Source organism: Bacillus sp. RZ2MS9, assembly GCF_001816185.2.
GTDB classification, from domain to species: Bacteria; Bacillota; Bacilli; order Bacillales; family Bacillaceae_G; genus Bacillus_A; species Bacillus_A cereus.
On the sequence record NZ_CP049978.1, the window covers coordinates 574545 to 590117 of the forward strand.

The following is a 15573-nucleotide window of genomic DNA, read 5'->3' on the forward strand; positions in this document are numbered from 1 at the left end:
AAGAGACTGTATATTCTTTAAATTCTATCTTTAATCATGTTAGGGGAATGGTTTTGAAATTAAAAAAATTAAAACTCCAACCGAGAATTACATTAACTATTAGTACACTTATTTTAGTTGTACTTATGCTAACGAGTTATTTATTTTATTACATATTATCTGAAACGGTAGAAGAGCAAATTGGCAAAAGGGCTTTGCATGTTGCGAAAACAGTTGCTGCTATACCTGAAATAAAGGAAGCTTTTCAAAAAGAAAACCCAGCTTCTATTATTCAGCCGATTGCAGAAAGAATTCGAATGGATACAGAGGCTGACTTCATTGTAGTTGGAAATAAAGAGGGGATTCGATATGCACATCCTGAGCGAGATAAAATAGGAGAAGCGATGATTGGTGGAGATAACAAAGGCGTTTTATTACAAGGAAAATCATATGTTTCGAAAGCAACTGGATCATTAGGCCCTTCATTACGCGGAAAAGTTCCAATCCGTAATCAGGAAAATGAAATCATTGGTGTGGTGTCTGTTGGATTTTCAATGGATGATATTCATGGAGCGGTAGAGGTGTATGGAAAGCGTGTATTTTGGATTACAATAATAGGCCTATTAATTGGAGTAATCGGCTCTATATATTTAGCGGCAAGTATAAAAAGAATGATGTTCGGTATGGAACCAGAAGAAATTTCATCTTTATATGAAGAGCATAGTACAGTGATTCAATCTGTACGTGAAGGGATTATTGTAATCGATAAAAATGGCATGATTAGTTTAGTCAATCAAGCAGCTTATGATATTCTTTCGCTAGATAAACAACAAAATATTATTGGGGAATTTATTTTAAATGTAATTCCTAATTCAACGATACTAGATGTACTTCAAACTGGTGAAGAACAGTTTGATCGCCAATTAAATATAAAAGGACAGGCTGTTATTGCGAACCGTCTACCTATTAAAGTAAAGAATAAAGTAACTGGCGTTGTATCGAGCTTACGTTTGAAATCTGAAATGGATCAGTTAACAGCAGAATTATCTCAGACGAAGCAATATACAGAGGCATTACGAGCGCAAGCGCACGAATATAACAATTTATTGTATACGCTTTCAGGTCTTATCCAATTAGAATCATACGAAGATGCTTTAGAGCTTATTCATAAGGAAACAGCGGTATATCAAGATTTTGTTCAATTTATTATGAAGCGGATTCAAAATCCATGGCTAGGTGGAATTTTAATTGGATTTTATAATAGAGCACGAGAGTTGAAGATTGATTTTATGCTAGATAGAGAAAGTGGTTTACACAAATTAAGTCCACATATTGAGAGTAATTATGTCGTTTCTATTTTAGGAAATTTAATTACGAATGCATTTGAAGCAATTGAAAAAAATGAAGAGAATGATAAGAGAGTAAGGATGTTTGTAACTGATATTGGAGAAGAAATATTAATTGAAGTGGAAGATTCAGGGCAAGGGATTCATGATGAAATAATTACTAGCATATTCTATAAAGGCTTTTCGACGAAAGAAGGAGGAGAGCGAGGATATGGATTAGCAAAAGTGAAAGAGTTAGTAGAAGATTTAAATGGAAGTATTGCAATCGAAAAAGGGGATTTAGGTGGTGCGTTATTTATTATTGCACTACCGAAAGAGAGAGGCGAATAGTAATGGGTGAGGAGATTGAAGTATTAATTGTAGAAGATGATATTCGGATTGCTGACATTCATCGTCGTTTTACTGAAAAAATTGAGGGATTTAAAGTAATTGGAACGGCAACGACTGGAGAACAAGCGAAAGAATGGCTAGAGCTTGTGAAGCCACAGCTTGTGTTATTAGATGTGTACTTACCTGATATGCAAGGAACGGAACTTGTCACATATATTAGGCATCATTTGCACGATACAGATATTATTATGATTACAGCGGCATCGGAAACAGATGTAGTGAGGCACGCCCTGCGGGGCGGAGTAACAGATTATATTGTAAAGCCACTAATGTTTGATCGATTTAAGGCGAGTTTGGAAAGTTATCAAAAAAAGATTGTGCAGCTGAAGAAAAATAATCAATTATCTACAGAACAAATAGAACATTTATGGTCTCAAAGAGGCGTAAAGGGAAATGAAATGGAATATGCCCCGAAAGGGATAGACCCCTTAACTTTAGCAAAAATAAAAAAACATATGTTAACAGTTAATGAAGAAGGCATTACAGCAGAGGTACTAAGTTCAATGGTAGGCGTAAGTCGATCAACTGCAAGGCGCTATTTAGAGTATTTAATATCTGGGAAGAAAGTCCACGCAGAGCTAATATATGGGAGTGTGGGGAGACCGGAGAGACGGTATTTTCTTGTTTCTTCATAATAAAAAACAGTAGAGGATTTACTTCTTCTACTGTTTTTTGCGTCTTATATTGGAATAATCCCAATTACAATGCCAGTAATCAACATCACCATTGTCGTTCCAACTGCCCACAATAAAGTAAAACGTTGATGTTCACCAAAATCAACTTTTGCCATCCCAACTAATAAATAAGTGGATGCAACAAGAGGACTTAATAAGTGAACGGGTTGCCCAAGTAAGGAAGCACGTCCCATTTCAGCTGCACTAATTCCGTAAGTAGCAGCAGCCTTAGTTAAAATAGGTAATACCCCAAAGTAAAATGCATCATTGGACATGAAAAATGTGAATGGCATACTAAGAAGAGCTGTAATAATTGGCAATTGTGGTCCAAGTGCATCTGGTATAAGAGTTACTACACTGTTAGCCATGGCATCTACCATTTTTGTTCCAGATAAAATACCAGTGAAAATACCGGCAGCAAATACGAGAGAAACAACTGCTAATACATTCCCTGCATGAGAAGCAATACGTTCTTTCTGTTGTTCTAAGTTTGGATAGTTAATCATAACAGCAATAGCAAAAGCGACTGTAAATAAAACAGGTAACGGCATAACTTCTAGTATGAGACAGACAAGTAATGTAGCGGTTAATAAAAAGTTAATCCATAGAAGTTTAGGACGTTTATGCACTGCGGCTTCGACAGTTGCAGCTTGCTCATCCATTGTTTGCATTTGTTTTAAATACTGTACATCCATAATTCCTAAACGTTTTCTTTCTTTTTTTCCAAGATAGTAAGCAACGAAAACAACCCAAATTGCACCAGCAATCATTCCTGGAATAAGAGGTGTAAATAATTCAGAAGCCTCAAGTCCAAGTGCGCTCATAACACGAGCTGTGGGTCCACCCCAAGGTGTAAGATTTGTTACCCCCGCCCCTAACATAACAACTCCAGCTAATATGAGGGGGTTCATTCCAAGGCGCTTATATAGTGGATACATTGCGGAAACTGTAATCATGTATGTTGTTGTACCGTCACCATCTAGAGAAACGATAATAGTCAATATAGCCGTTCCGACAACGATTTTTAAAGGATCTCCTTTTACAAATTTTAAAATCTTACTAATGACAGGATCGAATAAACCGCTATCAATCATAATCCCAAAATATAAAATAGCGAACATAAGCATAATACCAGTAGGTGCTAATTTTTGAATTCCCTCTAACATCATAGGCCCCATATTGGCATAGAATCCGCCAATTAATGCAAAAACACTCGGAATTAATATTAATGCTACTAGCGCTGACATACGTTTCGTCATAATTAAAAACATAAAGACAAATACCATCGCAAATCCAAGTAGTGCTAACATGTAATTTCCCCCTCAAAAGAATGATTGCGCTTTCAAAATAGAATAAAAATTCAGAAAAAGGTTTTTTATTTATAATAAAAGCATCTATTCAAATGGTAAATAATTTGAAAAATAACATCATTAGAAGCATAATTTTTATTTTGTTCATTTTGTTCATGGTAGTTAATTTGAATTTTTAAAAAGTAAGCTGCTCCTCGTAAGAATGGTAGAATAAGATGAAAATAGTGAAGTGTGAAATAGGGAGTAGATGTTATATGAAAACGAGAATTGAAGAGATTTATAGCTCTTATGAAGGAAAAGTAGAGGAGATTTTTATTAATGAATCTTCTTACGTATATGAATGGGAGAAATTACTGATGATCCGAAAAAATGACGGTGAGCTTAAAAAAATTGCAGTCGGGATTAGTGGAAATATAAGATTGGTAAATGTAGAAGTTGGACAGGAAATTAGTGAGGATACATTATTAGTTAAATTAGAAGATGATTTATTAATTACAGGTTGTGAGTGATGAGAGATGTGTAGAAATAACTACACATCTTTTTTTGTTTCCTATATTACAAAAAGCACATTGTTTTTTCACAAATCTCACACAACCTTTTGGTATTCTTTTCGTGGAGTATACGGTTTCTAGGGAGGAATATTGATGAAAGTAAAATATGTCGTACTTGCTATATGTTTATGTTTCGTATTTACGGTAGTCGGGTGTGGGAAAAAGGAAACAGCAGCTGTTGCCATTGATGAGAAACATGATAAATGTGATATTTGTCAAATTGGGGTAACAGATAATCAATTTGCAACAGAAATTATTTTAGAAAATGGAAAAGCGTTAAAGTTTGATGATATCGGTTGTATGTATAAATGGATGGAGATCAATTCAGGTGAAAAGACGAAAGAGAAATTTGTCCGAGATTATGATTCGAAAGATTGGATTTCGTTAGAAGAAGCTACTTACGTATATGATAAAACAATAACGACACCGATGGCTTATAATGTCATTTCATTTAAAAATAAAAAAGATGCAGAGAGCTTTGTATCTAACTATAAGGGTAAAGTTCTTTCGTATAAAGAGCTAGCAGAGCATAAATGGGAAATGAATAAAGAGATGATGGGGAAACCGAAAGCAGGAAATCATGGTGGACATCATTAATGATAGAAAAAGACAACTATATAGTTGTCTTTTTCTATTATTACTCAGGTGCAAATATAGAAAAGGTGTAAAATTTTTAGAAGAACGGTTACAATGGAATATAGTAACCTAAAGCAATCATTTATCCCGCATTAACGGGCAATAAGATCCCCACCTCAAAATTTAGTGAAAGCAAAGAAGTTAGGTGGAGTCGGGCTGCCCGTAAAAGCCCGATTGGTGTGGGCTAATAATTAGTGGTGGATGAACAAAACCCCCACTAATTAAAGTTTCACTTTATGTACTTTTTAGAAATGTATACAAATGCGGTAAAAACGTGCTAAACTAATTGCTTCATAATGTTAATGATGGGGCCATCAGGCGTATCATTTCAATAGGTTGAGAAACATAGTATAAGCTTAAGATAATCCGATTAAAGAAGGAATATAAAGGGCTTATGGATAAATGTACTCAAGAAGAGTTATTGTATGTGATGGAGGAATGGTTAAGAAAACATTATCTTTCATAGGAGCTGTAGTTGTGAGAAAACAAAAAATTTTATTATGTATTTTATTAGGACTTTTAATGACGGTAGTGGCTTGCGATAAGCAAGAAGAACCAGAATCGAAACCGGTTCATGTGAAAAATGAAAAGAAAAAAGAGAAGCATAAAGAACAGGAAGAATCTAAAGAAGAGAAAAGTATAAATTTAATGGACAAACAGTTGTTACTTTCAGCTACCCTTGGAGATACAGAGACAGCTATGAAGTTGATTCAGGATGGAGCAAATATAAACGTAGAAGGTGACAACGGAGAAACGCCTGTCCTTGCAGCGACGTACCAAAATCATGTAGAGACAGTTAAAGCATTAATTGGTGCAGGTGCTAATATTGAAATTAAAGATGAGAAAAAAAGTAATCCACTTCTTTATGCAAGTAGAGAAGGATATACGGATATTGTAAAAGTATTAATTAATGCAGGAGTTAATACGAAAGAAACGACTAGGTCAGGTGGGACAGCACTTATTTCTGCATCTGAGCGTGGCCATGTAGAGGTTGTTAAAGAATTATTAGAGCATACAGATATTGATGTGAATTATAAAAATGAACGTGGTGGAACAGCGTTATTAGAAGCAATTGTATTAGGAAATGGTAGTGAAAACCATAAGAAAGTAATTCAATTGCTTATTGATCACGGTGCAGATGTAAACATGGCTAACAAGGAACATCTGACGCCACTGCAATACGCTGAAAAAAGAGGTTTTAAAGATATTGTAAATATGTTGAGGGTAGCTGGAGCGAATGAAGTAGTACAGCCACAACAACCAGTAGAGTAAAAAACGGAAAATAATCCCATTTAGATAGACAGAATGAAGAAATCAGTTAGTATGATGGATTCAGTAATGTGTATTTGAATGGGATTTTTATTTTGAACATGAAAAATAGATTATGAATGGATGGTATATGGAGTAAATAAGGAGGATAAAAATGAGGCTCTCAAAACTTGATTTAATAGTAATTCAGGCAGAGGTTTTATTTGTTCATAATCAAGTAGGAAAAATGAAATATGTAAATGAACAAGGAAATCCGAAAGCACCACGTTTTTTTCTTGGCAGAACTCGTAAAGGGAGTATAACGAGATATCATTGTAATGTGGACGATGAAACGGTAAGTAAGATTGAGAAGTTAATTCGAGAACCTTCAAAGCATATAGAGATAGCAAAGATTATTAATATATTAAATGAAGAAAGAACAGTGGAAAATATTTGGATGGGTCCTGCTTTCATGTTTCATAGTAATTTACATAAGCCGACTAGAACAATACAAATAACTGAGAAGAATAGAGAGCTTTTGCGAGAAAATTTTCCTAATCTAATAGAACAGATGGAATGGAGGAAACCTTATTTTGCAATTGTAAAAAATGAAAAGGTAGTTTCCGTTTGTTGCAGTGCCAGAAGTACGCCCGTAGCTGCTGAGGCAAGTGTGGAAACTTTAGCGGAATTTCAAGGGAATGGATATGGTACTGATGTTGTTACAGCCTGGGCCTTATCAATACAAGAGGAAAAGCGCATTCCACTTTATAGTACTGCTTGGGATAACTTTGCTTCGCAAGCAGTGGCAAGCAAACTAAAACTTATTAACTATGGAATGAATTTACATATTGATTGAATTTTAAGTATTGTTTCGTTCTGTTCGTTTGTATTCAAATATATAGATTAATGTAAATGGTGATATGGTGAATATTAACATTCGGTTAACACCTAATTAACAATCTATCAAAACTGACTTAATAAATGCGTAATATAGTAAAGGTAACAAAATAAATAGGGTAGAGAACATTTGAGAACACCCACTTACATATAATGTGCCACTTTCTTAGGTGTGCTCTATTCCCTAGAGTTCAAATAAGGAGAAAGGCGTTCTATGTAAGTAGGTGTTTTTAGTTTGGATAAAAATAGAACAGTTAGGTGGAAAAAATGTTTAAAGAACCTTATATTGCGATGATAAAGGATTGGAAAGGATACAAAGCATACAAAAAATTGCCGAAAACAGTTTTTCTTATGACTGGTTCAATGCTGGAATTACCAGAGCGTGTATATGAATTGCAGAAACATGGACATGATGTATTTCTTCATTGTGATTTTATACAAGGCTTAAATACGAATACAGAGGAAGCGCTTTTGTATATTCAAGATGTTATCGGGGCACAAGGTATTATTTCAACAAAGGGTTCAACAATTCGAAATGCTAATAAAATTGGATTGAAAACAATTCAACGTATTTTTATTGTAGATACTTTATCCCTTACTAAATCAATTGAAAATTGTAAAACGACTAAACCAAATGCAGTAGAGATTATGCCGGGGATTATGCCTTCTATAATTAAACAGCTAGTAGAGGAAATAGAGTTTCCTATTATTGCAGGTGGGCTGATTCAAACGCGAGAAGATGCGGAAATTGCAATTCATGCAGGAGCAAGTGCGATTTCAACAAGTCATTATGAAGTATGGATACAAGAAGAAAAAAGGAGTGCAACCTTGTGATTGAATTGAAAAATGTTTCAAAGGTATATAAAAATGCAGAAGAGACAGCGGTTAAAGGCGTATCGGTTCATATTAAGAAGGGTGAATTTTTTGTTTTAGTTGGACCTTCGGGATGCGGGAAAAGCACATTATTACGAATGATCGCTGGCTTAGAAGAAATTTCTTCAGGAGATTTAATTATTAATGAACGTGTTGCAAATGATCTAGAGCCGAAAGACCGTAATCTATCAATGGTATTTCAAAATTATGCATTATATCCACACTTATCTGTAGAAGAAAATATTTTATTTGGACTTAAGGTAAGAAAAGTACAAAAAGAAGAGCGACAAAAGCGATTAATGGAAGCTATTGAAATGGTAGGACTGAAAGAGTATGTGAAAATGAAACCAGGCCAATTATCAGGCGGACAAAGACAGCGTGTTGCACTTGCCAGGGCAATTGTGAGTCAAGCACCAATCTGTTTAATGGATGAACCACTTTCGAATTTGGATGCGAAATTACGTGCGCAAATGAGAATTGAAATTAGAGAAATTCAGCAGCGATTAGGAATTACGATGATTTACGTTACCCACGATCAAATAGAAGCGATGACTATGGGAGATCGTATCATGGTTTTAAATAAAGGAAGTATACAGCAAGTTGGAACACCACTTGACATATATAACGAACCAGCAAACGAATTTGTTGCAAGCTTTATAGGTTCTCCTTCTATGAATATAAATGATGGGGAAGTAAATAAAGAAAAAGGTGTATTACATATAGGGCAATTGCAAATTCCATTATCTATTAGACAGTTAAAGCAATTACCAGAAGGAACAATTCGCATAGGCATGCGCCCTGAGCATATTGCACTGTCTGAGGAGGGACAAGAAGTGACGTTGCAATCTGTAGAAGTATTAGGGAATGAATCTATATTGAACTTTGCGGTAAATGGAACAACTTGGAGTGCGAAAGTCATCGGACAGTTACTCTTGAACAAAGGTGACAAAGTAAAATTATTATTCTCGCAAGAAAAGTTATGCTTCTTTAATGAAAACACGAATGAACGCTTAAAAGTGGTAGCTGAAGAAGAGTTGAAAGTGGTGGCGAAATAATGATCGAAGTAAGTAAGTTACCAGTTCAAACAAAGGTGTCAAAAAAGAAAAAATTATGGGGGAGAACGAAAGATTTAAGAATAGGATTATTGTTTTTGGCGCCATCTATTTTGTTATTTTCGATTTTTTTGTTCTATCCATTGTTTAGGACAATTTACTATAGCTTTTATTTAACCGATATACATGGGGAAGCTAATCTTTTCGTTGGCTTAGAAAATTATCAATACTTATTCTCTGATCCAGCCTTCTACAAAAGTATAAAATCAACTTTATTATTTGTTTTATATACAGTGCCTACGAGTATTATATTTGCTTTGTTTCTTGCATTGATTGCAAATGGAAAAGTAAGAGGTATTGGGTTATTCCGAGTTCTGTTTTCTTCGACGATGGGAATATCAGTAGCTGCTAGTGCAGTGATTTGGCTATTTTTATTTCATCCAAGTGTAGGATTATTTAATAATATATTAGCCTCTATGAACCTTCCTGCAATCGCATGGTTAACGAGTCCGGACTGGGCACTATTCTCTGTATCAGTTACAACAGTTTGGGTGAATACAGGTTTTGCATTTTTAGTTATATTAGGTGGTTTACAAAATATCGATACGTCGTTATATGAGAGTGCATCTATAGATGGTGCTAGTTATTTATATAAACTTCGCCGTGTTACATTACCGATGCTATCACCAACTTTATTCTTTATTGTAACAGTAACATTAATTAGTGCGTTCCAAAGCTTTGGGCAAATTGATATTTTAACGCACGGTGGACCAAATGATGCAACGAATTTGATTGTGTACTCGATTTACAAAGAGGCGTTTGTGAATCATCAATTTGGAACAGCAAGTGCACAAGCAATGGTATTATTTGTTTTCATTTTCCTTGCTACATTACTTCAATTTAAGTTTGCTGAGAGAAAGGTGCATTATAAATGATTGTTAAACAGTGGAAACAAAATTTCCTATTATACATGCTGCTCATTATTAGTGCAGTAATGGTATTTTTTCCTGTACTGTATGCATTTTTAATAAGCTTTATGACACCAGACGATATTCAAATGAGAAGGTTATTTCCGACCCAGTTTACTTTTGATAATTTCATTAATATTTTTCAAAAAGTACCACTTTTTACATACTTATATAACAGTTTAATTGTATCGACAGTCGTTATGATTGGACAACTTATCGTATCAAGTTTAGCAGCTTATGCTTTTGTTTTTCTTCAGTTTAAAGGGAGAAACTTAATTTTCTTCCTGTTTATTTCAACGATGCTGATTCCGTGGGAAGCAACGATGGTGCCTAACTTTTTAACGATTCAAAACTTTGGTTGGATCAATAGTTTCGCCGGGATGACAGTGCCGTTTTTTGCAACAGCTTTCGGTATTTTCTTGTTACGTCAACATTTTATGACACTTCCGAATGAACTGAAAGAAGCTGCTTTTATTGAAGGGATTGGAAATATAAGATTTTTATTCAGCGTTGTAATTCCGTATTGTAAAACGAGTTTTATTACGCTTGGAGTATATAGCTTTTTAACAACATGGAATATGTATTTATGGCCACTTTTAGTGACCACTGATGAAAAAGTAAGAACAGTGCAAATCGGTGTGAAGCAGCTTCAGTCTCAAGAAGTTGCAACTGATTGGGGAAGCGTAATGGCCGGTGTTACGGTTATCGTTATTCCAACATTGATTTTACTATTTTTAGGGCAAAAGCAATTACAACAAGGATTAACAAAAGGTGCAATTAAATAACTAAGAGAAGGTGAGATTTAAATGAGTCTAGTTAAAAAAGGTGCTGCTCTATTAATGGCAGCAACAATGGCATTATCTAGTGCCGCTTGTTCAAATAGTAAAACAGAAGGAAAACCTGAAGCACAGGCAAAAGTAGCACCAGTTGAAAAAAATGGTGATAAAACTGTAATTCGCTTCTGGCATGCGATGGGTGGAAAAACACAAGGAGTACTAGATGGTCTTGTTGCAGACTATAATAAGTCACAAAATAAATACGAGATAAAGGCAGAGTTCCAAGGAACATATGAAGAGTCTTTAACGAAATTTAGAACGATGTCTGCAACGAAAGAAGCGCCAGCTCTTGTTCAATCGAGTGAAATTACAACGAAATATATGATTGATAGTAAAAAAATCACACCAATTGATAGCTGGATAAAAAAAGATAAGTACGATACGTCAAAATTAGAAAAAGCAATTACAAATTATTATTCAGTTGATGGAAAAATGTATTCTATGCCATTTAATTCATCTACACCAGTATTAATTTATAATAAAGATGCTTTCGCAAAGGCGGGCTTAGATCCAGAGAAAGCTCCGAAAACATATGCGGAATTACAAGAAGCAGCGAAAAAGTTAACGATTAAAGAAGGCGGAAATGTAAAACAATATGGATTCTCCATGCTTAACTACGGTTGGTTCTTTGAAGAATTGTTAGCGACACAAGGTGCTTTATATGTAGATAACGAAAACGGTCGTAAGGATGCTGCAAAAAAGGCGGTATTTAATGGTAAAGAAGGACAGAAAGTATTTGGAATGTTAGATGATTTAAATAAAGCTGGTGCCCTTGGAAAGTATGGAGCAAGTTGGGATGATATTCGTGCCGCGTTTCAGTCTGGACAAGTTGCTATGTATTTAGATTCTTCAGCAGGTGTTCGTGATTTAATTGATGCATCTAAGTTTAATGTAGGTGTTTCATATATTCCGTATCCAGAGGATTCGAAACAAAATGGTGTTGTTATTGGTGGAGCATCATTATGGATGACGAATATGGTTTCAGAAGAAACGCAACAAGGTGCTTGGGACTTTATGAAATATTTAACGAAGCCAGACGTACAAGCAAAATGGCATACTGCAACAGGCTATTTCTCAATTAATCCAGATGCATATAATGAGCCATTAGTAAAAGAGCAATATGAAAAATACCCACAGTTGAAAGTAACAGTAGATCAACTGCAAGCAACGAAGCAATCTCCAGCAACACAAGGGGCTTTAATTAGTGTATTCCCAGAATCACGAGATGCAGTTGTAAAAGCATTAGAAGCGATGTATGACGGGAAGAATAGTAAAGAAGCGTTAGATGAAGCTGCCAAAGCAACAGATAGAGCAATTAGCATTTCAGCTCGTACAAGTCAAAAATAAGAGAAAGCCGTATCCTTAAAAGGGATACGGCTTTCTTTATAGGGAGATAAGGGATCAAAGAAATGATGAAGTCTTATCTCTTTTATATGAGTAAAGGGTCTAGAGTGAATGTTGTCCTTTTCATTATTTATTTAACTCCATTGCGACTTTTTTACCATTTACGAAAACCTCTACTACCTCTACTACCGCTACTACAACTTCCATTACTTTTTTCATCTCTCATCTCTCCTTGTTTTTTGTTTCATTTCTTACTTTCAGTATAAGGAGATACAGTAATTACAACTATCGAATTGGATGACAAGAGACTTACATTGTTGTAAGGATAATAGTTTAGTTTGTAATAAAGTGAAACTTTAATCAGCGGGGGTCTTACGGCCCATTAATGCGAGATAAATATGATTCGGGATTTCAATTCTGAACTTTCTGTCGTTTTGAACTATAATTAGAAAGAGGGGGATAATATGAAAAGAATTCTTGTTATTAGTGATATTCATGGAGAGATAAAAAAGTTTGAACAGTTATTGGAAGAAGCTCAATATGATGCGAAACAGGATCAATTAATCTTACTGGGAGATTATGTAGATCGTGGTCCAAATGCGCGTGCTGTAATTGAAAAGGTAAGAGAATTGAAAGAAGAGGGAGCACTCATTTTAAAGGGAAATCATGAAGATATGATGATTAAGGCGTTAACGACAAATGAGGAACATTCATGGAACCATTGGGTAAAAAGAAATGGTGGAGATAAGACATTATATAGCTATGGATTTGTAGAAGAAGATATTGCGGTTAATGAGAAAGACTTCCAAAAACCGATTTTACACTCTCGTGTATTAGAGGAACATATAAAGTTTATTCAAGAATTAGATCATTACATTGAAACAGAAGAGTATATATTTGTACATGCTGGGGTTGAACCGATGAAACGAGTTTCTGAATCTGAACCATATACGTTAATGTGGATCCGTAATGAATTTCATAATGGATATAGCGGTGAAAAGGTTGTTGTATTTGGGCATACGGAAACAAAAACGCTTCATGGTAGTGAGGAGTGCGGAGTGTATTTTGGTAGTAATCGTATTATTGGAATTGATGGCGGGGCTGTGTACGGTGGTCAGCTAAATTGTTTGGAATTGCCGAGTAAAAAGGTATATGTAATAAAAAATTGAAAGAGATAAGAGGAATCTTATTTCTTTCAATTTTTTATTAAGCTAAATTTAAGACAAAGTTTTTATAATAAAATTTCAAAATTTTAGAAGGAAATAGTTAAAAATGAAAATACGTAATGTAACTACATTCTTTTGTTATGAAGAGAAGAAATGTAATAATAAATAGAATTGAACTATTTGATGGAAGGTGAGAGCATGCGCTTACTTGTAGTAGAAGATAATGCCTCGTTATTAGAGTCTATCGTACAAATTTTGCGTGATGAATTTGAAGTAGATACGGCAATAAATGGAGAAGATGGATTGTTTTTAGCGCTTCAAAATATATATGATGCAATTTTGCTGGATGTGATGATGCCAGGGATGGATGGATTTGAAGTAATTCAAAAAATACGTGATGAAAAGATTGAAACACCAGTCCTGTTTTTGACAGCGAGAGATTCTTTAGAAGATCGGGTGAAGGGATTGGATTTTGGTGGAGATGACTATATCGTTAAGCCATTTCAGGCCCCTGAATTAAAAGCGAGAATTCGCGCTTTACTACGCAGAAGTGGTAGTTTAACAACGCAGCAAACGATTCGTTATAAAGGGATTGAATTGTTCGGAAAAGATAAAGACGTTCAAGTAGATGGACAAAGTATTAAGTTGACATTGAAACAATATGAGCTACTAGAGTATCTCATTCAAAATAGCGGGAAGATTTTAATGCGTGAACAAATTTTTGATCGTGTTTGGGGATTTGATTCAGATACGACAGTAGCCATTGTGGAAGTGTATGTGCATCATTTGCGTAAAAAATTAGAACCATTCGGTTATCAGAAAGATATTCAAACTGTTCGAGGTATTGGATATATATTAAAAGAACAATGAAAAAGGGAAGTATGTTTCAAAAGACACGCATTCGTTTGACTATAGTGAATTCATTAGTATTTATCCTATTAATAGGTATATTAGGTAGTATTATTTATTCATACACATATAAGCGTATTTATAATGAAGTGGATCAATCTATAAAAATGATGGCTCAGTATAGAGAAAAATTAGATGTTAAAATACCACCAAGAAAACGTATGGAGAATATCCAAATTGGAGATCCGCGAGTAACTAGAATAACTTGGAATGGGAAAATAGTGAAAATAGAGGGCGATAATCGTAAATTCCGTTCAATTTTTGAAGAGAATTTGGAAAAGTTTTCTCCGGAAAAAATAGGGGAGTTACAAGATATCAAAGTACAAGGACGATATTTTAGAGCATTTTCGCTTCAAAAAGATGGAGAAATAGTTCAAATCGTGCGAGATATAACAGCAGAAGAAGGAATGTTAAATACTTTATTTTTAATTCTTATTATAGGTTGTAGCATAGGAAGTTTATGTGCAATAGGAATCGGCTTTTTCTTAGCTGGTAGGGCACTCGTACCTATTCAAAATTCATGGGAGAAACAGCAGCAATTCGTTTCTGATGCATCACATGAACTAAGGACACCGCTTGCAGTTATTCAATCAAAAACGGATGTGTTATTTCAGTCACCATCCGCTACGATAGAAGAAAAAGCGATGGATATTTCTACAATTTCAAAAGAATGTAGACGTTTATCAAAACTCGTTAGTAATTTATTATTACTAGCACGTTCTGATTCTAATCAAATTGAGATGGACAAAAAAACATTTGAACTTGATAAATTGTTAGAAGAAATAGTAGCTCCATATAAAGAGATTGCTTCTTATCAAGAAAAAGAAATGATACTAAAAGTAGAACGTGACGTATCTTTTATGGCTGATAGAGAGCGGATTCATCAAATGATGGTCATACTGTTAGATAATGCGATGAAGTATACAAACGAAGGCGGGCATATTCAAATTGATTGCACGCAAACGAGTAGTTCAATTCGCATACAGGTAAAAGATGACGGGATAGGAGTGAAAGAAGAAGATATTCCGAAATTATTTGATCGTTTTTATCAAGGGGATAGAGCAAGAAGTACGTCAGAAGGAGCTGGATTAGGTCTTTCAATCGCAAATTGGATTGTAGAAAAGCATTACGGAAAAATATCAGTAGAGAGCAAATGGGGAGATGGCACTTGTTTTGAAGTGATTTTCCCTAAAAAACAAAAAATATAAGTAAGAAGACGATCTTGTTTTTACAAGGTCGTCTTTTTTTAAGACAAAGTTAAGAAACTATTTATATTATATATGGCATGAAGAAAGTTCGTTACATGAAGAAGAGACTAGGTGTATGTGAGTGGGGTTTATCAATCATAATGTTATCTCAAGCAGCGATGAGATGTATGTATAGTATTAAAAAAA

The 15573-nt window shown here is 34.6% G+C and carries 15 protein-coding genes; 14 read left to right on the forward strand and 1 reads right to left on the reverse strand.

The window, feature by feature from the left end:
- Positions 1-47 precede the first annotated feature (47 nt).
- Both BHV55_RS02965 and BHV55_RS02970 read left to right on the forward strand, forming a co-directional pair.
- Positions 48-1655 (forward strand): ATP-binding protein, encoded by a 1608-nt coding sequence (locus BHV55_RS02965; protein ID WP_083320247.1) that lies wholly within the window; start codon positions 48-50, stop codon positions 1653-1655.
- Positions 1656-1657: 2 nt separating this feature from the next.
- The gene (locus BHV55_RS02970; RefSeq protein WP_000503463.1) at positions 1658-2350 is read left to right on the forward strand and encodes a response regulator; all 693 of its coding nucleotides are present in this window, start codon (positions 1658-1660) and stop codon (positions 2348-2350) included.
- A 44-nt stretch (positions 2351-2394) separates the two neighbouring features.
- Here the strand turns inward: BHV55_RS02970 and BHV55_RS02975 are convergent, their stop codons facing one another.
- Positions 2395-3699, reverse strand: a complete 1305-nt coding sequence (locus BHV55_RS02975; RefSeq protein WP_000880474.1) for a CitMHS family transporter — start codon at positions 3697-3699, stop codon at positions 2395-2397.
- 254 nt (positions 3700-3953) lie between these two features.
- Here BHV55_RS02975 and BHV55_RS02980 point away from each other — a divergent pair, with 254 nt between their 5' ends.
- The 12 genes from BHV55_RS02980 to BHV55_RS03035 all read left to right on the forward strand — a co-directional run bounded on the left by BHV55_RS02980 (position 3954) and on the right by BHV55_RS03035 (position 15387).
- Positions 3954-4208 carry a hypothetical protein gene (locus BHV55_RS02980; RefSeq protein WP_000857377.1) on the forward strand — a complete coding sequence of 85 codons (255 nt, stop codon included), beginning with the start codon at positions 3954-3956 and terminating at the stop codon, positions 4206-4208.
- A gap of 135 nt (positions 4209-4343) precedes the next feature.
- Complete coding sequence (locus tag BHV55_RS02985; protein ID WP_000865667.1) at positions 4344-4847, forward strand: nitrous oxide reductase accessory protein NosL; 504 nt, start codon at positions 4344-4346, stop codon at positions 4845-4847.
- A gap of 441 nt (positions 4848-5288) precedes the next feature.
- Entirely contained in the window at positions 5289-6158 is an 870-nt protein-coding gene (locus BHV55_RS02990; RefSeq protein WP_000287336.1) for an ankyrin repeat domain-containing protein, read from the forward strand.
- Positions 6159-6309: 151 nt separating this feature from the next.
- On the forward strand, positions 6310-6990 hold the full coding sequence (locus tag BHV55_RS02995; RefSeq protein WP_070758244.1) for a GNAT family N-acetyltransferase: 681 nt from the start codon (positions 6310-6312) through the stop codon (positions 6988-6990).
- A 308-nt stretch (positions 6991-7298) separates the two neighbouring features.
- Entirely contained in the window at positions 7299-7865 is a 567-nt protein-coding gene (locus tag BHV55_RS03000; RefSeq protein WP_000472001.1) for a glycerol-3-phosphate responsive antiterminator, read from the forward strand.
- Complete coding sequence (locus BHV55_RS03005; protein ID WP_000571387.1) at positions 7862-8959, forward strand: ABC transporter ATP-binding protein; 1098 nt, start codon at positions 7862-7864, stop codon at positions 8957-8959. Before BHV55_RS03000 ends, BHV55_RS03005 begins: the two co-directional genes overlap by 4 nt.
- The gene (locus tag BHV55_RS03010; protein WP_000573803.1) at positions 8959-9891 is read left to right on the forward strand and encodes a carbohydrate ABC transporter permease; all 933 of its coding nucleotides are present in this window, start codon (positions 8959-8961) and stop codon (positions 9889-9891) included. Before BHV55_RS03005 ends, BHV55_RS03010 begins: the two co-directional genes overlap by 1 nt.
- Positions 9888-10709, forward strand: coding sequence for a carbohydrate ABC transporter permease (locus tag BHV55_RS03015; RefSeq protein ID WP_000635946.1), 822 nt, complete (start codon positions 9888-9890; stop codon positions 10707-10709). Before BHV55_RS03010 ends, BHV55_RS03015 begins: the two co-directional genes overlap by 4 nt.
- Before the next feature lie 21 nt (positions 10710-10730).
- Complete coding sequence (locus BHV55_RS03020; RefSeq protein ID WP_000060579.1) at positions 10731-12107, forward strand: ABC transporter substrate-binding protein; 1377 nt, start codon at positions 10731-10733, stop codon at positions 12105-12107.
- A 461-nt stretch (positions 12108-12568) separates the two neighbouring features.
- The gene (locus BHV55_RS03025; RefSeq protein ID WP_000821994.1) at positions 12569-13273 is read left to right on the forward strand and encodes a metallophosphoesterase family protein; all 705 of its coding nucleotides are present in this window, start codon (positions 12569-12571) and stop codon (positions 13271-13273) included.
- A 195-nt stretch (positions 13274-13468) separates the two neighbouring features.
- On the forward strand, positions 13469-14140 hold the full coding sequence (locus tag BHV55_RS03030) for a response regulator transcription factor (protein WP_001238623.1): 672 nt from the start codon (positions 13469-13471) through the stop codon (positions 14138-14140).
- Positions 14137-15387, forward strand: a complete 1251-nt coding sequence (locus tag BHV55_RS03035) for an ATP-binding protein (protein ID WP_083320246.1) — start codon at positions 14137-14139, stop codon at positions 15385-15387. Before BHV55_RS03030 ends, BHV55_RS03035 begins: the two co-directional genes overlap by 4 nt.
- Positions 15388-15573: the final 186 nt, after the last annotated feature.

Coding starts and splice junctions, on each gene's coding strand:
- BHV55_RS02965 (WP_083320247.1), top strand. CDS start 48: ATGGTTTTGAAATTAAAAAAATTAAAACTCCAACCGAGAATTACATTA.
- BHV55_RS02970 (WP_000503463.1), top strand. CDS start 1,658: ATGGGTGAGGAGATTGAAGTATTAATTGTAGAAGATGATATTCGGATT.
- BHV55_RS02975 (WP_000880474.1), bottom strand. CDS start 3,699: ATGTTAGCACTACTTGGATTTGCGATGGTATTTGTCTTTATGTTTTTA.
- BHV55_RS02980 (WP_000857377.1), top strand. CDS start 3,954: ATGAAAACGAGAATTGAAGAGATTTATAGCTCTTATGAAGGAAAAGTA.
- BHV55_RS02985 (WP_000865667.1), top strand. CDS start 4,344: ATGAAAGTAAAATATGTCGTACTTGCTATATGTTTATGTTTCGTATTT.
- BHV55_RS02990 (WP_000287336.1), top strand. CDS start 5,289: ATGTACTCAAGAAGAGTTATTGTATGTGATGGAGGAATGGTTAAGAAA.
- BHV55_RS02995 (WP_070758244.1), top strand. CDS start 6,310: ATGAGGCTCTCAAAACTTGATTTAATAGTAATTCAGGCAGAGGTTTTA.
- BHV55_RS03000 (WP_000472001.1), top strand. CDS start 7,299: ATGTTTAAAGAACCTTATATTGCGATGATAAAGGATTGGAAAGGATAC.
- BHV55_RS03010 (WP_000573803.1), top strand. CDS start 8,959: ATGATCGAAGTAAGTAAGTTACCAGTTCAAACAAAGGTGTCAAAAAAG.
- BHV55_RS03015 (WP_000635946.1), top strand. CDS start 9,888: ATGATTGTTAAACAGTGGAAACAAAATTTCCTATTATACATGCTGCTC.
- BHV55_RS03020 (WP_000060579.1), top strand. CDS start 10,731: ATGAGTCTAGTTAAAAAAGGTGCTGCTCTATTAATGGCAGCAACAATG.
- BHV55_RS03025 (WP_000821994.1), top strand. CDS start 12,569: ATGAAAAGAATTCTTGTTATTAGTGATATTCATGGAGAGATAAAAAAG.
- BHV55_RS03030 (WP_001238623.1), top strand. CDS start 13,469: ATGCGCTTACTTGTAGTAGAAGATAATGCCTCGTTATTAGAGTCTATC.
- BHV55_RS03035 (WP_083320246.1), top strand. CDS start 14,137: ATGAAAAAGGGAAGTATGTTTCAAAAGACACGCATTCGTTTGACTATA.